Source organism: Echinicola salinicaeni (assembly GCF_014280965.1).
GTDB classification, from domain to species: Bacteria; Bacteroidota; Bacteroidia; order Cytophagales; family Cyclobacteriaceae; genus Echinicola; species Echinicola salinicaeni.
On record NZ_JACODZ010000008.1, the window covers coordinates 225756 to 248529 of the forward strand.

The window sequence follows — 22774 nt, forward strand, 5'->3', positions numbered from 1 at the left end:
CTCAATATAAGGTTGCAAGATAATAAAAAGAATAAGGTTTTAAAACACTATTTTTCCTTTCAAAAGGTTTATTTAGGCTGTTTTTAGTACCATTGACCGATCTTTCGGTTTTGCATATTCCAGATGGAACTTCCTCTGTATTCTATGCCATCATGTAAATGTTTCATTTTCACCCCACATCCACCAATTTTACATCTTTTTGTCCCAGGTAACCTTAGCGAAAGCCCGATATTTACGGTATAAAGATTTTGATCGATTATTTGACTTTCTTCCATAGTCGGAAGCTGATAATTGAATTTTCTGAACTCTACATTTGGCTTGATAAACACCTTTGTGTACTCCGAAAGCTCTCGCTCAATACGAAGTCCTATTCCATAATATGGTTCAGTAGCTGTCAAAGCTGCGTCATAACTTTCTTGAACAGTAATATTACCAAACTCCCCTTCCAGCGTAAATCGCCAAGGATAATTTTGTCGCATCCTGATCTTTTGTTCCGCTTGCTTATAGGTGTTCACACTACTATATTTCTTATACTTCCAATTTAAATAGGCACGCCGCCTTCTTGCATCATAAAGCACCAATCCTACAGTACCATATAATTTATCAAACACGTATTTATCATTACTGAAATTGAAATGATGTTGATCGCTTTCCAGCATCGCCATATTGCCAAATTCTCGACCATATCCTCCCCCAACACTTAAAATCCCAAATAGGTCAATTCTAACACCTGCATTTAGCGGAATCACCGAGCTTTTAGAGTCAAAGGAAACTACTTCTCCTGAATTTATATCGGTTGATGAAGCATCCTCCAAGACCGGACTAATTGGATAAACAGATGGATCGCTACTAATAAAATCCATATTATTATAGTGTTGTCCATATCCTCCTGAGAGTTCCAAACTGATTTTACTTATAATCCCCCTGGTCACATTTCCCAATCCACTATCGCTTCTTCTGGTTTTACTCCTTGCCTTGGTATCAATTCCAAATATATCCTCTTCTTGGGCTTTTAGTGGTACACTTATTACCATGATAAACATAAGTAATAGACCATTGAAGCACCACGACTTCAAAATAGAAAAACAGAAATTATCTAGCGATAGAATACTTAAAACCTTTTTCATCACAGTAGTTGATTTAAATATTGCCTCTTAGTGAATAATCAATTTATATAATTTCAATAAGATTTAAGCCAAATACAACATAAGCTGCAGGACTTTTTTCAAACACAAAAAAAGCCCTCCAAATAATATGGAAGGCCATTGCAATGATTTATATAGAATGCTTATTCTGCATCTCCACCCTCTTCCTCTTCTTCTGAGCTTCTTGCACTTGCTTTTTCAGCAATGATGGCATTTACTTTAGCCTTTACCTCAGGATCAGTTTTCATAGCACTGTTGACTTTATTGTATGTCGCAGCACCAAGAATTTCATCATTTTTGATCAAAGAAATCATTCTCTCTTTAATTACATCTGAAAGAGAATTTTTGGTTTCAACGATTTTGCTGTATTCTGCTTTTTCTTCATCAGTAATTTCAATTTCAGTCAGTTTAGCATCATCACCCCATGCTTCCTTGATCTCATTATATCTTGCTACATCAAACACTTCATTGTCTTTGATCATGCTTTCCAATTCTCCTTGCTTCACTTCCATGAAATGATTTACAGAATCTTTCATCGCTGCAAACTTTTCAATCTCCTCAGTGCTCACCTCTTCTGCTGCTGCCTCTTGAGCCTTTGCAGTGATGCTAACCATACACAACATCAAAAATGCCAATCCAAATAAACGCTTCATCTTTTTCAATCTTTTTAATAAATATTGTAAACTTAACTAAATTCTAATAAAAGGGTTTAAAGCTTATTAAGCAAGAATTTTCAATAAAAAACTTCATTTTATCCCAACTAAAAACATAAGATATCCATAAAAAAACTTCCATAAAAAGCTGGTTCTATTGGATTTGCTTTAAAGATGCTATGGTTTCTTCCGGATTATCAGAATTAAAGACAAAACTTCCGGCAACCAAAATATCCGCACCTGAATCTATAATTTTTGATGCATTATCCATGTTTATCCCACCATCAATTTCTATTTTGGCATTGGAGCCTGTAGCCGTAATTATGGCTTTCAAATCACGGATTTTTGAATAGGTATGCTCTATAAACTTTTGCCCCCCAAAACCTGGATTTACTGACATAATAATGACCTGATCAATATCCCTGATAATATCCCTTAACAATTCCACGGATGTATGTGGATTTATGGCCACGCCAGCCTTACACCCCAATTCCTTTATGGCTTGTATACTCCGGTGCAAATGATTACATGCCTCAATGTGTACACTGATCGTTTCAGCACCAACCTTTGCAAATGCTTTCAGGTACTGATCAGGGTTCACAATCATCAAATGTACATCTAAAGGTTTCTTGGAATATCTATTAATCGCTTCCAAAACAGGAAAACCAAATGAAATATTTGGCACAAAAACTCCATCCATGATATCCACATGAATATAATCTGCTACAGAAGCGTTCAACATTTCTATTTCAGACTTTAAATCCCCAAAATCTGAGGCCAATACAGATGGAGCTACCAGAGTACTCATATATTTAATGTTATTTAATAATAGTTAAAGAAAATAAAATTTCTGCAAAATCTAAACCATCATGAACTTAGCAACTAACTAAGTTATTCTATAAAATTACTAACTGATGGCATTTCACAATAAAAGGTATGGAGCCTTATTAAAAAGAAGATCAACAAATTACCTGATTAATATAGGATGTCTTTCTGAGGATATTCCTTCTATCAATTCAATTATATATAATCCCTTATTCAATGAATTAATTTTTAATTCGTAAGGATCTTTATTGGAAGTTCGGGAGAGCATGTCCTTACTTATAATTTGACCATTCCCATTGATCAGTGTATAGGTGCATTGATCTTCATGGCCAAATTTTATAAATAACTCTTTTCCTTCAAGTGGGTTAGGGTAAATTTTGGTTTCATAAACTTCAGGGCTCAGCTCCACATCCAAAATCTCACCATAATAAGCCAATTCAAAATTTGGCACACCGTAACCCAATTCCGAATTAGGCTCATCTGAATTGCTACCACTCATCAGCAAATAATAAACTAATTCATCCTTGGTCCATTCTGGTCTTCCTTGCCATATTCCAGCTGCAAGGGCAGAAATCTGCGGAGCAGAAAAAGAAGTCCCACTAGATGTGGATGTAGCGTTGCTTCCCCTCCATAGTCTGACTCCACTTCCCAAAGCCATTAAATCAGGCTTTATCCTGCCATCTGCAGTCGGCCCAATGGAACTAAACGAAGACCTAGTCAAATCTTTGCTGACTGAACCTATAGAAAGAACACCTTTTGAATCTGCTGGAGCTGTAATGGTAGTTGCTGAACCTCCTCCTTCATTTCCTGCACTGGTCACCACCAAAATCCCCTTCTCTGAGGCAATATTAGCAGCTCTTGTGATCAATGCGGTTTCACCATCCAAATCAGACTTGGAGTAATTCATCTCTGGATCATTGAAATAATTATAACCCAATGAGCTACTGATAATATCAGTTCCCAAGCTATCTGCATATTCTGCTGCTCTGGCCCAGTTATATTCTTCTATCCTATATTCTGAGGTAACATCTTCCGTTATGCACAAAATATAATCAGCATCATAAGCCCCTGCCACCAAAGTATTCACGTCATTGGCTGCAATCAAAGATAAGGCTGAGGTACCATGTGTTTCTGTCCTAAAAACATTATCAGACCATGGCAAAACAAAGTCCTTCGTAGCGATTATCTTGTTTTCATCAAATAAATGCTTCATACCTTCAATTTCATCGGTATTCATAAAGCCACCATCAAAGACAGCTATCGTAATCCCCTTCCCTGTCAATCCCTCTCCATGCATATCAGGAACGCCCAAAATCCCATTTTGAAAAGCATAATCATCCTCTGAACTCCCTTTGGTCCTAACCTGAATACTTATTGGGAAATTTAGAATATTGGATCTACCATTATTTCCGTTTGAATGAAAATTCTTTGCTATAAGCTCCACTCCATCTTCAGAGACAAAATCTAAAGCCTTCAATCTTTCTACTTGATCCTCACTCGCTACTATAACAGATGCATTAAACCATTTTGAATTATAGATCACTTCATCTACTATCGCACCAACTTTTTCAACATACTTCCTTGATACCGGTAAATCCGTACTATCCGCCATAACCCCCTCTCTGGCCCTTCTGTCAAGGGCCTTTTGGGTCAAAAATTCTTCAGGACTTTCTAAACTGTATTCAGTTTGTGGTTTGTACTTATACTTTACGACATACCTATCTTGGCCATACCCCAATGATACAGAAAGAAATATCCATGATAGTATTAAAAAACAAATTTTAGTATTGCCCATTACTGATAAGTTTCAAATGTGTAGTACGACCTCCATCAACAATTTGTTCACCCAAACAATCATTTCTGGAACAGTAACTAAGCACTTCATAATATTTTTCTATCATCCCTACCCCTTTGGCATAAATTTCATAGCGATTATCCCTGAAGGTAATCCTATCATCTTCCTCCTCTTGTAAAACCTTGGCCACACTTTGAAAAGTCTTATTATTCAATTCGTAGGCATTGATAAGTTCTAAATTAAATTCATCCTTGGAAAGATTATTGTAGATATTGCCATCCCAGCTGATGTAATTTTTTGGAGGAAATACTAAAGGAATTTCTTTCGTATTATCTGAATAACGCAGAAGGGATTTTTCTTTTAACTGAAGCGTATAAACGCTGTGATTTACCCAATCAGATTGATTAGTTGATTTCTCACGGTTTACCAAATAAACCAGATTACCTTCTACATCTAAACTACTTTTACTAATAATATCCCTGTAAAAAAAATTGGAGGACTCAGTATCTGACTCTCCATAATAAATAGTCTCGGCCACTTCATATATCCAGAATCTATTAACGGATAAGGGCATATAATCAAGGCCTAATTCCACAGGGGCTGGGTTATCATCCTGACAGGAAGTTAAAAACAACAGTAATACATAAGGTAGAACTTTCTTCATTCAGTTAAATTAGGTAGTATACAAAAATACATTTTTATCCCGAAAATCGGCAGTTTTGCTTTTCTAAATCCAAAGCATAATAGGATGATATAGAAAAAGCCCCTTTTCTGATTATCTTTGATCGAAAATCAAGAATTATATCATTTGCTAAAACCTATTTGGAATGGCGCTTAAGACTTTTGTAAAAATAAGTACTGTTAATAACCTCAGTGACGCACGTTATTGTGCAGGTATGTACGTGAATTTAATGGGCTTCAACTTGGAGGAAAACAATAAAAATTTCCTTTCTCCCGAGAAATTCAAAGAAATGACCAACTGGCTCTCAGGATTGGACTATGTGGCGGAATTTGAAACTACCCATCCTGACAAAATTCTGGAGACAATAAAAGATTATGAAGGTATCAGCTATATACAGGTAAGCGAAGAGCATCATTTACAAATGCTTCTGAATACTTCCTACAGTATTATCTGGAATAAATGGACAGAAAGTAAGGATGAGTTAAAAGAACTTATTAACAAAGCAGAATCCCTTAAGGATAATAAGGTAACCTTGCTTCTAGAATCTTCCAGCTTAAAGCTTAATGAAGAAACCACTGCTTTGGTCAAGGAATTATCCGGACAATGTGATGTTCTACTGGGCTTTGGACTTGATGCGGATCATATTGACGAAACTATATCGGCTACGCAAGTGAAGGGTATTGCCATGAAAGGTGGAGATGAAATCAAGCCAGGCTTGAAGGACTTTGATGAATTGGCAGATATTTTGGAAGCATTGGAAATTGAAGACTAAATATAAAAACAGTAAAAAGGCCTCTGAATTGATTCACAGAGGCCTTATTATTAATTAAACTTAAATTTCAGGTATTTTATTTTTTCGCCTTTAGCACTGAACATGGCCTCGTACCTGGTCTTAATTCCATGGTGCTCATCCTTCATTTCCGAGCAATAAAAATCATGGGTATAATCCAGAATCTCTATATCCTCCCTCTCTTTCAGCAACGCCAAGGTATAGTCAAATAAACCAGTATTATCTGTCTTAAAATTGATAATGCCATCTTTTTTGATCATTGGCTTATACAGTTCCAAAAATCTAGGACTCGTGAGTCTTTTCTTTTCATCACCGTCTCTAGGTCTGGGATCTGGAAATGTAATCCATAACTCACTGATTTCACCTTCAGAAAAAAACTTGTCCAAGTGCTCGATCTGGGTTCTAAGAAAAGCTACATTATCTAGACCTTCCGAAATGGCGATAGTACTTCCCTTCCAGATTCTAGAGCCCTTGATATCCACACCTATAAAATTCCTTTCAGGATAGTGTCTTGCAAATCCAACGGTAAACTCCCCTCTTCCACAGGCCAATTCAACTACTATAGGATGATCATTTTGAAACTGCTCTTTGTTCCAGTTCCCTTTTATCTTTTCAAAAATCTCTTTGCCTTCCTGAACTACATTCCTGTTTTCTTCATTGGCTTTAAACCTAGCAAGTTTATTTCTACCCATTTTATAAATTTTCAATTTCTGCGACTACAAAGGTACTTCCTCCAACAAAAACTAAGTCCTTTTTATCCGCTTTTTTTATCGTTTCGGCCAAAGCTTCATTAACATCTTTAATCACTCCCCCCTTTAATCCTTGCTTTTCCGCCTGTTCTTTAAGTTGCTCCGCTTCCAAAGCCCTAGGAATATTGGCCTGGCAAAAAGTATATTCGGCATCTTTTGGCAGCAACTTCAAAACCTCCCCAAGATCCTTATCATTGACCATCCCTAAAATCATATGCAATTTGCGGAAATCCATTTCCTGTATTTGTGCCATAATCATCCCAATCCCATCTACATTATGGCCAGTATCACAATAGACCAAAGGTGCTTCCTGCAATTTTTGGAACCTCCCTTTCAAACCTGTAATTTTTGATGCATGAGCCAATCCCTTTTGGATATGTTTATCCTCTATTGCAAGACCTTGGTCTCTCAGTAGCGCTATACACATTAAAACTCCAGCTAGGTTTTTGGACTGATACCTGCCTAAAAGATCAATTGAAACAAAGCTTTCATAACCATTATAAAAAACCTGATATTCAGATAACAAACCATTATTAATTAAACCTTTGAACGAAATAAAATAATTCTGATCCGCGAAACATATCGGGGCAGAACGCTCTTCAGCTATTTTTTCAAAAACAGGTTTTGTCTCCTCTTGGCTTTGGCTGATTACAACCGGTGTTTTGGACTTAATAATTCCTGCTTTTTCAACAGCAATTTCTCCTAAAGTATTTCCCAAAAACTGAGTATGATCCAAGCCAATATTGGTAATTAAGCAGAGTTCAGGTTGTAGGACATTGGTACTGTCCAACCTACCTCCCATACCTACTTCCACCACAGCATAATCCACCATTTCATATGCAAAATGTTTGAATGCCATGCCTACTGTCATTTCAAAAAAACTTGGCTTCAATTCATCCAAATATCCTTTATGTTCAGCAACAAATTCTACGACCTTATCAGCTGAAATTTCTTGCCCATTGACTTTGATCCTCTCAGTGAAAGACTTAAGGTGCGGTGAAGTATAAAGGCCAACCTTATAACCTGCCTCCTGTAAAACAGCAGCAATAGCATGTGAGGAACTCCCTTTACCGTTTGTTCCAGCTACATGTATAGATTTGAATTGATATTGAGGATTTCCTAAGTGTTCACAAAGCTTTATGGTATTGCTTAGGTCCTTTTTAAAGGCAGCCGCACCAATCCTTTGAAACATGGGCAAGGCATTGAACAGATAGTCCAACGTTTCCTGATAATTCATGTTCTACTAATCTACTTTGATAATAAAGGTAATTTTCCCTTCAGAATATTCAGCGGTTGGGTTGCCGCTTTTTCTCTTAAAATTAAGCTTATTGACCACACTTCTGTAATACGCCAATACTTCATTGCTTACATTATATTCCAAAGGTATGGCCTGGGCAATTCGGCCATTATCATCCACAACTATTTTGAATACGATTCTACCACTTCGGTTAGATACCCTATCCTGAATATTGGGTTTGCTGGCAAAATCCCATCCCGCTAAATCCAAGTTATAACCTGATCCATTTCCTGCATTACCTCCTCCAGACTGTAAAATAGACCGACCATCAATAGTACCTTCAGGGTTTCCTTCATCTCCTTCTTGTGTAGAATTACCCTGCTTACTGCCTTCTGTAGCCTCCTTGCTCGTGCCTTTATTTCCAGATGCCCCAAAAATAGCCCTCTGATCAATCTTGGGCTTTTCTTCTACCTGCTCCTCAATCTTTTCTTCAACTTGCTCTTCTTTCTTTTCTACCGGTTCGGTAACCGGCTTGGCACTTTCTTCTGGTTTATTGGTTTCTTTATTCGCCTCGGTAGTCTTCTCACTTCCCTTTAAAGGACTTACTACATTTGATTTGGTTTCAAGGCTACTTTTAGATTCAGAAGGTTTGGGCTTAGTAGCTGGTTTTGGCTGTGGCTGTACCACAGGTTGTACAGGCTCTGTTACCTGCTCCACAGGATTTCCTGGTGCAGGACTATCAGTATTGATTTCTTTGCTTTCCGATGGTGGCGCATCAGTTTGTTCATTACCACTTCCAGTATCGGTGAATCCAAGGTTCAATTCAAGCCCAAATTCAGCCATAGGGGGAACAGGTGGCCTCCAAACCACGATAAAATAAATGGCCACCAATACCAAAATATTCACTATGATGGTAATAATGGTAGCTTTCTTTTTACTATCCAGTTCTCCCTTATTGATACCCTCTACTTCCATTCTTTTTATTTATAGGGTTTGGTAGCAATAGAAACATTGGCTTCCAATAATGCTGCTATACCTCCTATTTCTACTAGGTATTCTACAGGCACTTCTTTATCAATATGCAAAACAACCTGTCCATCCTTACCTTTTAATAACTTGGTAAGCTCATTTTTAATTTCCTCACGACTGATAATTTTGTCATTCACGGAATATTTCAAGTCTTTGGTAACGGTAACAGTCACTTCCTGCATCACTATATCAGATGCCTCACTACTAGGTAGATTTACAGGCAGTCCTGAAGGGGTGATAAAGGAAGAGGTAAGCATAAAGAAGATCAACAACAGAAAAATTATATCTGTCATTGAAGACATGCTGAATGCCGCATCTACCTTATGTTTGGATTGTAGTGCCATATTATTTTTTATCCTGCAATAAATCCATAAACTCCACAGTAGTATATTCCATATTGTGGATCAACTTAGATACTCTTGTCACGAGATAATTATAACCTAAATAAGCTATAATCCCCACCATCAAACCAGTTGCAGTAGTGATCATGGCCTCATAAATACCTGTAGAAAGTAATTTAGGAGAAACCATGCCTTCTTCTTGGGCTACACCAATAAACGCCCTGATCATCCCTGCAACAGTTCCCAAGAAACCAATCATAGGCGCAGCACCTGATACAGTAGCCAATAGGCTGAGATTTTTCTCCAACTTATATATCTCTATCTTACCAACGTTTTCAATGGCCACTTCAATATTTTTCAATGGACTTCCTATCCTGTCCAAGCCTTTGGCAATCATATTGGCCACAGGGGTATCTTCCCCCTGGCAGATCATTCTCGCCCCACCAATATCGCCGGTTTGTACCATCATTTTCACCTGATCTACCATCCCTTTTGGTGTTTGGGCGGCCTTTTTCAAAGTAATCAACCTCTCTACAAAAATAAATACTGCCAACACAAATAATGCATACAAAGGCAACATCATATAGCCTCCTTTAATCATTAAATCCATTAGGCCAATACTTTCAGTACTGCTTTCCATCACGGAAAGGGAATCCGCAACCAATGAATCATTGGTTGATAAAGTCTGTAGTAATATCATATTAGTATTTAAAAACCCATAAAGTTTCTTCAAAATTGGCCTGCTCTTCGTTGATCAGGGCCGTGGCATCTACCACATTGTCAAAATCTGCTATAGCCAGTTTATAAAACGATGAACCATAGCCCGGTTGTATAATATAGGTGTTATATCCTTTTTTATTTAATCGGTCAGAAAAGTCCTTAGCCAAATCACCATCAATGAATGCCCCCACTGTCACCAAATACCTTGGACTGTCTCCCTTTTCACTTATTCGTGTAAGACTCGGTGTTTCTGGTGCTGCTTCAACTGGAGCTGCAGGAACTTCCTCGACAACTTCCTCCTCTTCTGCTGGTTCAATAGGACTTATTGGCTCTGCTTCTTCAGTCAAATAGGACTCCACGTCTTCACTATCTCCATCTCCTACAAAATAGTAAACAGAATAACCAATAATGCCCAACAAGAATATCAACAGGATAATCAGCCAAGCTTTACTATTACGCTTTTCTTCTTCTTTGTCTTCTATATTTGGCTTTTCACCAGCTGTACCTAGGGTAGTATTTGTGGCAGCAACTGGAACGCTCTCCTTTTTCTCTTCTTTAGGTTCGGTTTTTTCTTCCTTATGTTCCACCTTCTCCTCATGCGAGCTTGCCTCAGGGATTACAACTGGAGGAGTTTCCTTCTTCTCTTTTTCAGGTGCTTTAGTTTTCTCCTCTTCTACTTTTTTCTCTGGAACAGGCGTTATTTTAGATTCAGGCTTTTCTTCTTCGCTAGAAATAGGTGTGATTTTGATTTCTGGCAAACCAAAATCCTTGTCTTCTTCTTTCCTTTTTGAATGTTTATCCTGATCCTTTTTAGCCATTATCTTCTTTTTTTATTGGTGGATTAAATTGCTAAGCTAAGATAAAACCTGCAATTACTCAATAAAGCTACGAGTAATAATTACGCTTAAATTTTTGCTTTAAGTCAAGTTAAAACTTAAAGGTTAAACCACCAACCCCCTGAATTACACGGGATTGATAATTCCAATATCTTTCATTTTTTTGGTTCAACAAATTATTGCCCTTGGCAAACACGGAAAACCTATCAGTAATTTTATAATCTACCTTAGCATTCAAATCAATGATCGGGCTAAGCGTATCTGTATTATCAGCTCCTGTGAAGTTAATCACATCGATCCCACCCATCATATCCAGTCCAGCTTGTATCAACCATTTGTCATTTGGCGTGAAAGTATTATGCACATTGATTTCCCATTTAGGCTTTTGCCATGCTCCTCTTTCGAAATCTACATTTTCATCATCCTCAAACATATAATGATAATAATTGGCCGAAGCATTGATTTGATATTGACTACCAAAGCTATATCCCAGTGATCCAGTATAGTTTAACACTTGGGTATCATCATAAACAATTTGAAACCTAGTACTATCATTCATACTATTTCCATAAAAGTGCATATTTTCATAATCCCCGTAGGCAACCCCTAATTTATAGGTGAAAGCATCTTCAACACTCCCCTTGATTCCACCTTCAGCTTTGAAGTTTTGTATGGAATTCAACAACTGGTCACTCGGACCTAAATAGGGATTTTCCATGGCAAAACTGTAATAAGTATTTCTCTTTACATCACCTATATAACTTGCATACAAGGCAAATTCCTCCTGTAGATTATAGCTTGCTTCAACACTTGGGAAAATATGAAAATCGCTTCCTTTATTTTCATATACATCATTCTCAACTACCATATTAGCTCCAGCCTTAACCTCAAAACTTTCATTTTGATATCTTATATAAGGAGCAAATTTCACGTAATTCCTATTTATATCTGAATAGGTAATATCTGAAGGAGACGTTAAAAAGGCTTCTAAATCAACCCCTGCCTTAGTTTCATCATTAAAAAGATAATATGTCTTTCCTGAAAAATTGATTTCATGCTCTCTTGCATCATAATCATCATTGAAAAGTCTTGCTCCCAATTTCAATTCATAGTTAAGAGGATCGTCCTTTTCAATATTCCTAATACCGGCTTGTCCATAGATACTATGGAACAACTGTTGGATCTCATCTGCTGTTACCTCCGTGCCTGGTGCGTATCCATAAAAATGGTACCTATCCCTGTCATATCCTAGCTTACCAAACACCTCAAAAAATTCAGCAAAATAACTTGCGCTCAAACGGACATTAGTATGATCCTCTGCTGAGTTTTCCTTATCTACCGGACCCTCATAAAACCCCTGATGCTTTAGAAAAACTCCGAAATTAAGGTAGTCACTTTCAACATTATTAATATGAAGTTCTGCCAAAGGTGACTGATAATTTCCATAACCCAATTTTACCAAACCGTGATTAAGGGCTTGAGTAGTGGAAGGAAATCTTTTTTGATAGGGCTTCAATTCAGAAATACTTGGATCCAAAGTGAAGAAGAAATCCCTAACATCATAACTAAAATTCCCCAACCCATCTGGCTGTGGTATATTAGGCGCACTTTCAAAATTTCTAGGTCTTGTGGGTAAACTCAAAATACGGTCTTTTCTAATAACAAATTCCGCATTGGTGACCTCTCCCCGTTCACTGCCCCTATTGTCCTGAGCAATCGCCAAAGAGGCATTCCCCAAAAACAATAAACATATAATTATCAACGATTTATTCATCTCTATTTCAACAGTTTATTCAAGAAAAATTATTGAATGGTACCTAATAATTCTTGGGCCTCTTTTTTAATTTCTTGATTTTCAGAATTCTCTATAATAGACTCCAAAGTGGCCTTTGCCTGGAAGTTTTCATTCAAAGCAAGGTAGTTTTGAGCTAGCAGTAAGAAGCATTTTCCATACCAATAATCATAAACAGCATATTTATTTGAGAAGCTAAATATGGTTTCGTTCGATTGGGTGTGATTCCCTGCTTCATTTAATGAAGTGGCCAATAAGAAAAGGGCCTCAGCACCCTGAATGCTTTCACTTTCATTGATCAGCACCATCAATTCATCTTGTGCACCTGCAGTATTTCCAGTTTTAATCAGTGATTTGGCCTTTATCAACTGTGCATTGGCCTGGGCGTCCGTGGTGATATCCCCCAATGCAATGACTTTGTCTGCAAAGAAACTAGCAGAATCATAATTGTCAATTTCATAATAGGAAGTCATCAGTCCTTTAAATGCCTCATATTCTTCAATCCTATCCCGTGCTGATTTTGCACTGCTCAAGAAATAAGGTATTGCTTTTCTATATTGTTTATTCTCAAGTTCAATTTCTGCTATTTTTTGGACCGCCTTAGTTCTTTGAGTGGAAGCCCCCATTTTTTCTAATTCATAAAAGGTGGCCAAGGCCTTTTCCTTTTGCCCGGAACGATAATAGGCATCTCCCATAAAGAAATAAGCTTCCTGTTTATTTCCAGAATTAGGATAAGCTTTCAGATAGTTATCAAAGGCTTGAATGGCCTGCTGATAGGACTGGCTAAAAAACAGGTTCTTTGCAGATTCAAACTCTACACTTTGTAAGCTTTCATTACTTGGATTGGCTTTCTTGTATTCAGAAAGATAATTGGAAAATTCTCCAGACCGTCCCTGAAGTGAAAGCGCCTCCTGCAGGCCTACCAAAGCTGCATCGGCATTGCTTGAATTAGGGTATCTGCTCAGTATTCTTTGGTAATCATTGATGGTCTCATCATAATTTTTCAAAGAATAATTCGCTATCGCCCTACTCTCTAATGCAAAAGGTACAAAGGGACTATTTGGACTTTGATCGATCAATGCAGAAAAACCTGCCCTTGCCGCTTGATAATTGGACTCTTCCATATTGATCTGGGCCTTTTGAAAAATCGCATCATCCCTATACAAACTATTTGGATATTGGCTTATAGCCTTGTCCAATTCAGCTATCGCCTCTCTGTTTCTATTTTGGAAGTTTAGTACTACCCCTGCCATATAATGTGCATAGTCCACAGATTTATTTCTTTCATTAATCGCCCTTCTAAAAGTACTTAATGCATCGTCAAACTTCTTTTGGATATAATATGAATCCCCCAATCGGATAAGTGCATCATCATAATATCCTTTGATATCCGTTTTTTTGATTTGCCTTATATAGTTATTGAATTGTTTTTCTGCCTTTGCGTATTGTTTGGTATTAAAATAAGCATAGCCCAAACCATAATAACTTCTGATCAAGGCTGGGTCCAAGGAGGTCAAGCGCATATTGGTCACTTGTTCATACGCTTTGATTGCTTGGTTTAGATTACCGTCTGCAGCATATGCTTCAGCTTTCCAATAAAAAGCTTCATGTACGATGGTTTTATCTATCGGATAAGTGATGGATTTGTCAAAATACGTGATCGCATTTTTATATTGCTTGTTTCTGTAATAGGTCACTCCCTGGAAGTAGGTTACCTTTTGGTAGGCCGCCCTGATCCTTGGAGATTTATTCTCCATCCCTTCTATATGTGTGATGGCCCTCAAATAATTATTGGTATTGATCAAGGCATCACTGAGCAAATTTTCAGCTTCTGATCTATTTGCACCACTGGAATAATTATTCAGATAATTATCCAAAGCATTCACAGCTTCCTGAAAGCTCCCTTTCTCTAGGCTTAGCTTTGCATAATTAAATAATGATTCTTCCTGGATGGCGGCATCATAGGTACTTTTATAAGCAGCATTGAAGCTGGTTGAAGCAAATTGAGGATTGTTTAATTTCAAATAGGAATGACCTAAATAATAACTGGAAACTTGTCCCAACCGGTCTTTCTCCAAAGCAACTTTTTTAAAGTAATTAGTCGCTTCCTGATATTTTTGCACTTTGAATTGGGCTACACCAGCCTTGTACATTTGTTCCCTGCTCATCTGCCCACCACCTGCTTTTGTAAAAGCATCGTAATAGGTAGCTGCATTGGTAAAATCTCTTCTTTCAAAATAAGCCTCAGCCAACAACAGATAAATTCCTCCTTTGCGGTCCAAATTATTTCTGGATTGGGTTATTGGCGTGGCATAAGCAATCAGCTCTTCATATTGCTTTTGTCTATAATAAAGCTCTGAGAGCATATAAGGAACTTTACTTTGATAAACTTGATACCTATCTGCTTGCTTGAAATCTGCAATAGCTTGATCGTATTTACCTTGCTGAAGTGCTACATAACCTCCATAATAAAATCCATCCGCAGTATAGGAAGTCTGCATCTTCTTAACAGGATCAAAATACCTTGCTGCATTGACATAATCTTTCAATTGAAAATAGGCATATCCAGTCTTAAAATAAACCTTAGAACGTTCTTCCAAACTAATGACATCAACATTTACTTTATTATAATGCCCAATGGCTTCCTTATAATGTCGCTTTTCAAAATAATAATCCCCTAGTAAAAAAGCTGCTTCATTGGCCTTGGGGTCTGTAGGATAATTATTGGTGATATTTTCTACAAGAGAAGGGCCGTCAGGATTATCCGTCCTCAAAGCGGAAACTGCATGATAATATTCCACATCAATGCGTTGGGAAGGGCTTAGATTTTCCTCTTTCAGGTTTTCAAACTCCAGTTTTGAAGCACTGTATTGATGTTTATCAAAAAGCTCAAAGGCATCATCTATCTTTTTGTCCAACCCTTTTTGGTATAATCCTGATTGGGCATTGACTTGATAAATACAGCCTGTGGTCAGCAATAATAATAATATTTTTCTCATGGTAAAGTTCACAAACTAGTGCATCAATTTGAATATGAGTTCTTTAAGAATTTCTGCCTCAGTCATTCCATTGGCATCTATACCTTTAGAACGAAGATCTGCTTCTTTCAAATATCCTATATTATCAATAACCTTGCCTATTGGGTAATTTTTGGAGGCAATCATGTATTCTTTCATAAAAAAAGGATTAACCTTCAGCTTACCGGCAAGTTCCCTTTCCCCTAGTTTCCTGTTGGAATGCACCAATAAAAGCCTGGAAAAATGAAGGTATAACAAGGCTATTATTGGAATCAATGGGTTGGATTTAGGATTCTGGCTAAAATGGTTGATGATTTTATTGGCTTTCAGTACATCCCTGAAGCTTAAAGCCTTGGTCAGCTCAAAATTATTGTAATCTTTGTTGATCCCAATATATTGCTGGATATGATTACTGTTGATCTGAACAGGCTCACTGAAATTGATCAACATCTTATCAATTTCATTGGTCAGCACCTCGAGATTATTCCCAATCGATTCAGCAATGATCTGACATGCCTTGGGCTCAATACTGAATTCCTTGCTTTTAAGATATCCATCTATCCAAGGAGAAAGTTTGTACTCAGGCACCTTATCTGATTTAACCAATACTGCTTTCTTATCCAAATCCTTGGCCAGAGCTTTTCTACCATCCAGCACCTTATACTTATGGGCAAAAACCAAAATGGTACTGGGAAGAGGATTGGAAAGATAATTTATTAGCAGACTGTCACCAGCTTCCTTTCCCAAATCAGGTAAATTCTGAGCTTCTTTTACTATAACTACCTGCCTCTCTGCCATCATAGGAAAACGCCTGGCATTGGTCAAAACCTGATTCATTGTGGCATCTTTGCCATACATCATTATCTGGTTGAAACCTTTCTCATGCTCAGGAATGGCGTGCTGCTCAATATAATTGGTGATTTGGTCTATAAAATAAGGCTCGTCTCCCTGTAAAAAATAAACGGGAGCATATTTCCCGCTTTTCAACTCCTTTAAGACTGCTTCAGGTTGGTTTGGCATAATTCTATATTTCTACTCAAATATAGAAATTATTGGCATGATAGGAATAATATACAGCCATTATACTGTGATATTTAACCATTAACCTTTAGTCAATACAACTAAACAGAAGTCAAGCCAAAATATCGGAAATTTCACTGATGAATAAACTTCTTCGGGACATAGCCTGTTAAGTATAATGTTATTAATTTTGAAGCATATAAAAAAACAAATACATCGTGAGTGATATTAATCAGGGTATCTCCTATTATAAAGAAGGTAAATTTGAAGAGGCATTGGTAATTTTTGATCAACTGATCATTCAAAGCCCCAAAGAGCCAGTTTTACTGCTTCATAGGGGAAGAATCCTCTCCAGACTAGGAAAACTTGAAGCTTCATTGACAGATTTTAACCAGCTCATTGAAGTAGATAACTTTAATCCGGATTATATTAGTGACAGGGCTGTGGTCCTCCATTTGATGAAAAGAAATGAGGAGGCCTTGAAAGAATTGGACAGGGCGCTTAACCTTGATCCCAATAACCCCTACAGATATTCAAGCCGTGCCTTTCTAAAAGATCGTGCCGGCGATTTGGAAGGGGCTATAGCAGATTATGAAAAGGCCATTGAATTAGACCCGGAGGATGCAGTGTCCTATAATAATAAAGGTATAGTAGAGGAGAAACTGGGCTATAAAAAACGTTCAAAAGAAAGCTTTGATAAGGCCGACAACCTGGTAGGCTATCAGCCAAAGGAGTATAAAAGCACCTCTGCCCCTACAAAAAAAGAGCAAACTGAATTACCTGAAAAAGAATCCGTATCATCCACTTCATCTATTGGAAACGAAGAAAAAGCTGAAAACTCACTTTCTTTTCAAAACTACTGGAAAACTGTAGCAAAAGTCCTGGTCGATAAAGGCACCAGAGCAGAGTTTTTAGCCTTTATCAAATCAAAATTTGGAGGCAAGAAATAATTAGACACTTTTGATAACCATTAATGGTTTATTGATAAAATAGGACATCTTCCTCGATAAATTACTTGTAAAAAGCTGGTCAAACCAGCTTTTTTTCTTGCTTAGAGTAACCAAAATATCCCCTTTGGCAATAATCAGATAATTCTCAAGTCCCAGCCCTGGTTCATCTCGGTAGGTCTTAAGCACATAACTCATTTTTTCATAACTAATAAATGGCTTGATCTCTTCTACCATCGTCTGGTGCAAGGCTTTATCAATGATTTTATTTTTTGTTCCTACATGGACAATATCAATTTCGCTATCAAAATAACCTGCCATTTCCACTACCTTTTGAATAGCTAATTTATCTTCCTCTACATAATCAGTAGCATAAACGAATTTTCTTGGAGGCTTAAAAAACACTTTTCGTGGTACGATAAGTACATCCTTATTAGCTTTATCTATTACCTGACTGGACCTGGATCCTATGAAATTGGTTTTGATATCATTTACCCCTTCAGTTCCCATAATGATCAGATCAATATTGTTCTCCTCAGCAAAATCAATAATTACAGGAACGGTTTTCCCTTCTTTAATTTCAGCTTTACATGAATTAATGCCTTTATCAGAGCATTCTAGGAGCACTTCATTGACCAGACTATCCATCTTTTTTTGAACAAACTCCCATAATTCTTCCTTTGGTTTCCGGAAGAGTTTCTTATAATCATCCATGTCAGGAACATGAAACAAGATTAAATCAGCATGGTATTTTTCTGCAATTTTTGCTGCATACTCGATAGCATTTAAAGAGCATTCTGAAAAATCAGTTGGACATAAAATTTTAAAAGTACTCATTTCAAATCAGGATTTACTTATTAATAACCTCTTTCACTGTCAATCTGATTGACCAATGGTCTGTTTTCTTTTAATCTAAAATAATTATCTATTATCTGAGGCGCAGCCGCCTTAGGATTAGTCACACTAGCGATATGAGGCGTAAAAGTAATTTTTGGATGCCTCCAGAAATCATGCCCTTTAGGTAAAGGTTCCTTCCTGAACACATCCAATAAAGCTCCAGAAAGTAAGCCTTTGTCTATGGCAGGTATTAAATCTTCCTCTACAAGGTGTTGGCCTCTTGCTACATTGATCAAATACGTTCCTTTATTACACTGCTTAAATAATGCTGTATTTAAAAACCCCTCCGTTTTTGGAGTCAATGGTAATAAACAAACCAATACATTAATTTCATTTAGAAAGGCTCCCAATTGATCGCCATAAAAATAGGGATATTTGAAATTATCTTTTGGTCTATTTCCATAACCAAACACCTCAAATCCCATATAATCTAATTTATCCAAGACATCTCCACCCAGTTCACCAACACCGAGGACGCCAATTTTTACTGGTAGTTCAGGCTGACTCATATCCCATTTCTGGTTTTCCTTATCTGCCAAAAACCGTTGAATTTGACGATGATAATTGAGTACACCCATCACCACATAATTGGTCATGGAAAAAGTCAACATTGGATCTACAATCCTGCAAATTGGAATGGTCTTATCTATGGTTTCATCTCCCAGAATATGATCTACACCGGCTCCCATTGAGCAAATTAATTTCAAATTTTTGAATGGAGATAAAGCCCCTTTCGGATGTTGCCAAACCATGGCCACTTCTACCTTATCGGGTTCTTGTATGTCAGGATAAATTTCAAGAGGTATTTCTGCTGCCTCCTTTTTAAATATCTCTAACCAAGGACTAATATCTCTACTCGGGGAAATAATTGATAAACTCATCTATTTTTTACTGATATATGGATTGTCTTTAATATAATAACGCCATGGCAATAAAGCATCTTCTTCTGCATAATCAATCCCTACTCTTTTGGTAGTAATAATTTTAAAATCACTCAATTCCTCCCTACTTCCTATCCATAAGCCCGTATCCGAACTACAAAGACTCAAATCATTATTTTCAGCGCTGATGCCCAATGCTTTCGTCAATTTACCTGGTCCATTGGTCAAATCATGTTGTTTCCTCACTTTCCTCCTTTCTTGCATAATATCAATTCCCGAGATAGGCTCTACCGCCCTGATAAGGACAGCCCTTGCATCTCCTTCTTCATGCGTAACAATATTCAAGAGATAGTGGATTCCATAGCATAAATAAACATAACTTCTTCCTCCTTCTTTGAACATTACTGCAGTTCTTGGCGTTAACTTGTTTGGAAATGCATGGCAGGCTTTATCAACGTTGCCGTCATAGGCCTCAGTTTCAACTATTTTAGCGGTAGTAATCTTTCCGTCTAATTCTGAAACAATAATTTTCCCTAAAAGGTCCTTGGCGATTTCAGTTACATTCCTGTCTAAAAAGAATCCTTTAGCAAGAACTTTAATATCTTTCATCTCTAATACTATATCACGATAATATCCATAATTTAGCAAAAATAAAAAAGTCATTAATATTACTTCTTATAATTAAACCAATTCAAATCATCTATGAACCTAAGAGTCAGCATCTTCATTTTGCTACTAACCATGACTGCTACTTTTACAGCAGTTGCCCAGCAAATCCAAATGCCACAAGCAAGTCCTTCAGCTACTATCAGCCAAAAAATAGGCTTAACTGATGTAAAAATAGAATATAGTCGACCAAGTGTAAAAGGTCGAAAAATATTCGGAGTACTAGTTCCGTATGGTGAAGTATGGAGAACTGGAGCCAATGCCAGCACCAAAATCTCATTCAATACAGATGTCATCATTGAAGGGAAAAAACTACCTGCTGGCACTTATGCACTTTATAGTATTCCCAACAAAAAAGAGTGGACGATCATCCTCTCAGATAATCTTGAATTGTGGGGATCTATAGGCTACACAGCAGAAAATGATGTACTGAGATTTACAGTCCCAGCAGAGAAAAGCCGTAGGGATTATGAAACCATGGAAATCAGTTTCAATAAACTCACGGACTCGGGGGCAACTTTGAATTTAAATTGGGAAAAAACTGCCATCAGTTTTAATATTGAAACTGAAGTGGAACCAGTAGTAATGAGTCAAATTCAAGATTTGGTTATTGACCAAAATTCTGATAACCCCGGCTTGCTTTACCAAGCAGCCTCGTATTATTATTCCCAGGACAAAGACTTAAAGACTGCCCACCAATGGATAGAAAAATCAGTGGAGGCTGATCCCAAATATTGGACTATGCATTTGAAGGCAAAAATAGAAGATAAACTGGGTATGAAAGACGAAGCCATAGAAAGTGCAAGTCTTTCAAGTGAAATGGCCAGAGAGGCTAAAAACATGGATTATGTAGGCCTCAATGAGAGATTGATCAAATCGATTAAGTAAGAGACATTTTTAATATAAAAGACCACGATTAGTAAAATCCTGGTCTTTTATATTTATAGATAAGTGATCAATCTTAGCCAATTAGTCTTTAGAATTGAAAAGCTGAATAACTGCTGATAGCCCCATTACTAACAGACAACCTATGGCATTGTACCATAAATAGCCAATATCAATATTTATACCTAAAAACTCGCTCTCATTTTTCCAATGGATCAATAATATGATCACCTCTGTAATTAATGCAGCTATAAAAACCGCATTTCCCCTCACCCATTTCATATAAAAACCTACTAGAAATATTCCTAAAATTGTCCCATAAAATAGTGAGCCCAATAGGTTTACTGCCTGAATTAGGTTTTCAAACAATGTGGCATAGGTAGCAAATAGTATCGCAAATACTCCCCAAACTGCAGTGAGGAATTTAGAGGAAAGCGTATAATGTCTATCTGATTTGTTTTTATTAATGGAACGTTTGTAAATATCCATTGTGGATGTAGAACCCAAAGCATTCAGTTCTGAAGCTGTGCTGGACATGGCCGCTGAAAATATTACTGCAAATAAAAGCCCCACCACACCTGAAGGCAGGTAATCCATTACAAAGCGCATGAACACGTAATCCGTATCCCTGGTTTCCGCTTTTGGTTCATTTTTTAGTATGAGCGCTTTTACATCATCTCTTATGTCTTCCTGCTTTTGTTGACTTTTTCCAATCTGAACCTTCAACTCTTCTACCTTGCCCTCATCTCCTGAGTTTTCGGCCTCAATCATGGAAAATATGGCTGAATTCTTTTCTTCAAACGCATCAGTATAGGCTTTTTCAAGTTGGCTAAAATCATCCTTATATTCACTTTTGGCCAATTTTTCTGTTTGTACCTTATTAAAGAAGATGGGCGGTTCATAGAATTGATAGAACACAAATACCATTACCCCAATAAATAAGATAATAAACTGCATAGGGACTTTCAAAAAGCCATTCATAATCAGCCCCATCCTGCTTTCCTTCAGAGAACGCCCATTAAGATACCTTTGTACCTGAGATTGATCAGTGCCGAAATAAGACAAAAACAAGAATAAAGCCCCAGTAATACCTGACCAGAAATTATACCTGTCACCCAAATCAAACTCAAAGTTGACAATATTCAATTTCCCCATTTTTCCAGCCACATGCATGGCATCGTTGAAAGGAATAGGCAGCATATTGATCACCAAAAGCCCGGCTAATATCATCCCTCCCATCATGACAGTCATTTGCTGTTTCTGAGTTATTGAAACTGCTTTGGTACCTCCTGAGACAGTATAGATAATCACCACCAGACCAATGAAAACATTGGTAAAAGTAAGGTTCCAATTCAGCAAAGTAGACAGAATAATTGCAGGCCCATAAATCGTGATGCCAGCAGCAAGCCCCCTTTGGATCAAAAATAGAAAGGCAGCAAGGGTTCTGGTTTTTAAATCAAACCTTGACTCCAAAAATTCATAGGCTGTATAAACCTTTAACTTATAATAAATGGGAAGAAAGGTCACAGAAAGGATAATCATGGCTATAGGCAAGCCAAAATAGAACTGCACAAATCGCATCCCATCTTGATAAGCCTGCCCAGGTGTGCTCAAAAAGGTAATAGCTGAAGCTTGAGTGGCCATTATGGACAAACCTATAGTCCACCATCCAAGTTCATTCCCACCCTTAAGGTAGCTGTCCATATCCTTTGGTCCATAGGTTTTGTATACACCATAACCGATAATGGCGATCAAGGTTCCAAAAAGGACAATCCAATCAAAATAACTCATGAATAATATTTGGTAATAGTATAAAACAAAAGTATCAAGCCCGCCAAGACCAGTATTAATAAAGCATACAATTTAT

General features: G+C 37.3%; 21 protein-coding genes. 3 read left to right on the top strand and 18 right to left on the bottom strand.

Annotated elements, in window-relative coordinates:
* Window positions 1-83: 83 nt before the first annotated feature.
* From H7U17_RS16665 to H7U17_RS16685, 5 genes are all read right to left on the bottom strand, one after another.
* On the bottom strand, window positions 84-1034 hold the full coding sequence (locus H7U17_RS16665; RefSeq protein WP_186757886.1) for a hypothetical protein: 951 nt from the start codon (window positions 1032-1034) through the stop codon (window positions 84-86).
* 254 nt (window positions 1035-1288) lie between these two features.
* Window positions 1289-1798, bottom strand: a complete 510-nt coding sequence (locus tag H7U17_RS16670) for a hypothetical protein (protein WP_186757887.1) — start codon at window positions 1796-1798, stop codon at window positions 1289-1291.
* Between the two features lie 154 nt (window positions 1799-1952).
* Window positions 1953-2606, bottom strand: a complete 654-nt coding sequence (gene rpe, locus H7U17_RS16675) for a ribulose-phosphate 3-epimerase (RefSeq protein ID WP_186757888.1) — start codon at window positions 2604-2606, stop codon at window positions 1953-1955.
* 159 nt (window positions 2607-2765) lie between these two features.
* A complete protein-coding gene (locus H7U17_RS16680; RefSeq protein WP_186757889.1) occupies window positions 2766-4418 on the bottom strand; it encodes a S8 family peptidase in 1653 nt (550 codons plus the stop codon).
* Window positions 4405-5082 (bottom strand): hypothetical protein, encoded by a 678-nt coding sequence (locus H7U17_RS16685; protein WP_186757890.1) that lies wholly within the window; start codon window positions 5080-5082, stop codon window positions 4405-4407. Before H7U17_RS16685 ends, H7U17_RS16680 begins: the two co-directional genes overlap by 14 nt.
* A gap of 163 nt (window positions 5083-5245) precedes the next feature.
* Between H7U17_RS16685 and trpF the strand changes: the two genes are divergently transcribed.
* Complete coding sequence (gene trpF / locus H7U17_RS16690; RefSeq protein ID WP_186757891.1) at window positions 5246-5872, top strand: phosphoribosylanthranilate isomerase; 627 nt, start codon at window positions 5246-5248, stop codon at window positions 5870-5872.
* A 50-nt stretch (window positions 5873-5922) separates the two neighbouring features.
* On the opposite strand, the gene trmB is transcribed toward trpF, so the two are convergent.
* The 9 genes from trmB to holA form a co-directional block, all read right to left on the bottom strand.
* On the bottom strand, window positions 5923-6582 hold the full coding sequence (gene trmB, locus H7U17_RS16695) for a tRNA (guanosine(46)-N7)-methyltransferase TrmB (protein ID WP_186757892.1): 660 nt from the start codon (window positions 6580-6582) through the stop codon (window positions 5923-5925).
* A gap of 1 nt (window position 6583) precedes the next feature.
* Entirely contained in the window at window positions 6584-7876 is a 1293-nt protein-coding gene (locus H7U17_RS16700; protein WP_186757893.1) for a bifunctional folylpolyglutamate synthase/dihydrofolate synthase, read from the bottom strand.
* A gap of 6 nt (window positions 7877-7882) precedes the next feature.
* Window positions 7883-8851, bottom strand: a complete 969-nt coding sequence (locus H7U17_RS16705; protein ID WP_186757894.1) for an energy transducer TonB — start codon at window positions 8849-8851, stop codon at window positions 7883-7885.
* 5 nt (window positions 8852-8856) lie between these two features.
* Complete coding sequence (locus H7U17_RS16710; protein ID WP_186757895.1) at window positions 8857-9249, bottom strand: ExbD/TolR family protein; 393 nt, start codon at window positions 9247-9249, stop codon at window positions 8857-8859.
* Window position 9250: 1 nt separating this feature from the next.
* Window positions 9251-9946, bottom strand: a complete 696-nt coding sequence (locus tag H7U17_RS16715; RefSeq protein ID WP_186757896.1) for a MotA/TolQ/ExbB proton channel family protein — start codon at window positions 9944-9946, stop codon at window positions 9251-9253.
* 1 nt (window position 9947) lies between these two features.
* Window positions 9948-10784: an SPOR domain-containing protein gene (locus H7U17_RS16720; RefSeq protein ID WP_186757897.1), complete on the bottom strand. Its 837-nt coding sequence runs from the start codon at window positions 10782-10784 to the stop codon at window positions 9948-9950.
* 109 nt (window positions 10785-10893) lie between these two features.
* Entirely contained in the window at window positions 10894-12576 is a 1683-nt protein-coding gene (locus tag H7U17_RS16725; RefSeq protein ID WP_186757898.1) for a TonB-dependent receptor domain-containing protein, read from the bottom strand.
* Window positions 12577-12605: 29 nt separating this feature from the next.
* Complete coding sequence (locus tag H7U17_RS16730) at window positions 12606-15593, bottom strand: tetratricopeptide repeat protein (protein ID WP_186757899.1); 2988 nt, start codon at window positions 15591-15593, stop codon at window positions 12606-12608.
* Window positions 15594-15608: 15 nt separating this feature from the next.
* Window positions 15609-16631, bottom strand: coding sequence for a DNA polymerase III subunit delta (gene holA / locus H7U17_RS16735; RefSeq protein ID WP_186757900.1), 1023 nt, complete (start codon window positions 16629-16631; stop codon window positions 15609-15611).
* A 218-nt stretch (window positions 16632-16849) separates the two neighbouring features.
* On the opposite strand from holA, the gene H7U17_RS16740 reads away from it, so the two are divergent.
* Window positions 16850-17581, top strand: a complete 732-nt coding sequence (locus H7U17_RS16740; protein WP_186757901.1) for a tetratricopeptide repeat protein — start codon at window positions 16850-16852, stop codon at window positions 17579-17581.
* Here the strand turns inward: H7U17_RS16740 and H7U17_RS16745 are convergent, their stop codons facing one another.
* From H7U17_RS16745 to H7U17_RS16755, 3 genes are read right to left on the bottom strand one after another with little or no spacing between them, the layout of a single operon-like run.
* Window positions 17582-18415 carry a universal stress protein gene (locus H7U17_RS16745; RefSeq protein WP_186757902.1) on the bottom strand — a complete coding sequence of 278 codons (834 nt, stop codon included), beginning with the start codon at window positions 18413-18415 and terminating at the stop codon, window positions 17582-17584.
* A 20-nt stretch (window positions 18416-18435) separates the two neighbouring features.
* Window positions 18436-19356: a 2-hydroxyacid dehydrogenase gene (locus tag H7U17_RS16750; RefSeq protein WP_186757903.1), complete on the bottom strand. Its 921-nt coding sequence runs from the start codon at window positions 19354-19356 to the stop codon at window positions 18436-18438.
* Window positions 19357-19965 carry a DNA-3-methyladenine glycosylase gene (locus H7U17_RS16755; RefSeq protein ID WP_186757904.1) on the bottom strand — a complete coding sequence of 203 codons (609 nt, stop codon included), beginning with the start codon at window positions 19963-19965 and terminating at the stop codon, window positions 19357-19359.
* Between the two features lie 93 nt (window positions 19966-20058).
* Here H7U17_RS16755 and H7U17_RS16760 point away from each other — a divergent pair, with 93 nt between their 5' ends.
* Window positions 20059-20910, top strand: coding sequence for a DUF2911 domain-containing protein (locus tag H7U17_RS16760; protein ID WP_186757905.1), 852 nt, complete (start codon window positions 20059-20061; stop codon window positions 20908-20910).
* Between the two features lie 81 nt (window positions 20911-20991).
* On the opposite strand, the gene H7U17_RS16765 is transcribed toward H7U17_RS16760, so the two are convergent.
* A complete protein-coding gene (locus tag H7U17_RS16765; RefSeq protein ID WP_186757906.1) occupies window positions 20992-22698 on the bottom strand; it encodes a sodium:solute symporter family transporter in 1707 nt (568 codons plus the stop codon).
* Window positions 22699-22774 lie beyond the last annotated feature (76 nt).

What these genes read in the sequence shown, in the direction of transcription:
- rpe (WP_186757888.1), bottom strand. Translation starts at nt 2,606, where the DNA reads ATGAGTACTCTGGTAGCTCCATCTGTATTGGCCTCAGATTTTGGGGAT.
- H7U17_RS16750 (WP_186757903.1), bottom strand. Translation starts at nt 19,356, where the DNA reads ATGAGTTTATCAATTATTTCCCCGAGTAGAGATATTAGTCCTTGGTTA.
- H7U17_RS16765 (WP_186757906.1), bottom strand. Translation starts at nt 22,698, where the DNA reads ATGAGTTATTTTGATTGGATTGTCCTTTTTGGAACCTTGATCGCCATT.
- trpF (WP_186757891.1), top strand. Translation starts at nt 5,246, where the DNA reads ATGGCGCTTAAGACTTTTGTAAAAATAAGTACTGTTAATAACCTCAGT.
- H7U17_RS16730 (WP_186757899.1), bottom strand. Translation starts at nt 15,593, where the DNA reads ATGAGAAAAATATTATTATTATTGCTGACCACAGGCTGTATTTATCAA.
- H7U17_RS16725 (WP_186757898.1), bottom strand. Translation starts at nt 12,576, where the DNA reads ATGAATAAATCGTTGATAATTATATGTTTATTGTTTTTGGGGAATGCC.
- H7U17_RS16685 (WP_186757890.1), bottom strand. Translation starts at nt 5,082, where the DNA reads ATGAAGAAAGTTCTACCTTATGTATTACTGTTGTTTTTAACTTCCTGT.
- H7U17_RS16745 (WP_186757902.1), bottom strand. Translation starts at nt 18,415, where the DNA reads ATGAGTACTTTTAAAATTTTATGTCCAACTGATTTTTCAGAATGCTCT.
- H7U17_RS16665 (WP_186757886.1), bottom strand. Translation starts at nt 1,034, where the DNA reads ATGGTAATAAGTGTACCACTAAAAGCCCAAGAAGAGGATATATTTGGA.
- H7U17_RS16670 (WP_186757887.1), bottom strand. Translation starts at nt 1,798, where the DNA reads ATGAAGCGTTTATTTGGATTGGCATTTTTGATGTTGTGTATGGTTAGC.
- holA (WP_186757900.1), bottom strand. Translation starts at nt 16,631, where the DNA reads ATGCCAAACCAACCTGAAGCAGTCTTAAAGGAGTTGAAAAGCGGGAAA.
- H7U17_RS16680 (WP_186757889.1), bottom strand. Translation starts at nt 4,418, where the DNA reads ATGGGCAATACTAAAATTTGTTTTTTAATACTATCATGGATATTTCTT.
- H7U17_RS16760 (WP_186757905.1), top strand. Translation starts at nt 20,059, where the DNA reads ATGAACCTAAGAGTCAGCATCTTCATTTTGCTACTAACCATGACTGCT.
- H7U17_RS16710 (WP_186757895.1), bottom strand. Translation starts at nt 9,249, where the DNA reads ATGGCACTACAATCCAAACATAAGGTAGATGCGGCATTCAGCATGTCT.
- trmB (WP_186757892.1), bottom strand. Translation starts at nt 6,582, where the DNA reads ATGGGTAGAAATAAACTTGCTAGGTTTAAAGCCAATGAAGAAAACAGG.
- H7U17_RS16700 (WP_186757893.1), bottom strand. Translation starts at nt 7,876, where the DNA reads ATGAATTATCAGGAAACGTTGGACTATCTGTTCAATGCCTTGCCCATG.
- H7U17_RS16705 (WP_186757894.1), bottom strand. Translation starts at nt 8,851, where the DNA reads ATGGAAGTAGAGGGTATCAATAAGGGAGAACTGGATAGTAAAAAGAAA.
- H7U17_RS16755 (WP_186757904.1), bottom strand. Translation starts at nt 19,965, where the DNA reads ATGAAAGATATTAAAGTTCTTGCTAAAGGATTCTTTTTAGACAGGAAT.
- H7U17_RS16715 (WP_186757896.1), bottom strand. Translation starts at nt 9,946, where the DNA reads ATGATATTACTACAGACTTTATCAACCAATGATTCATTGGTTGCGGAT.
- H7U17_RS16720 (WP_186757897.1), bottom strand. Translation starts at nt 10,784, where the DNA reads ATGGCTAAAAAGGATCAGGATAAACATTCAAAAAGGAAAGAAGAAGAC.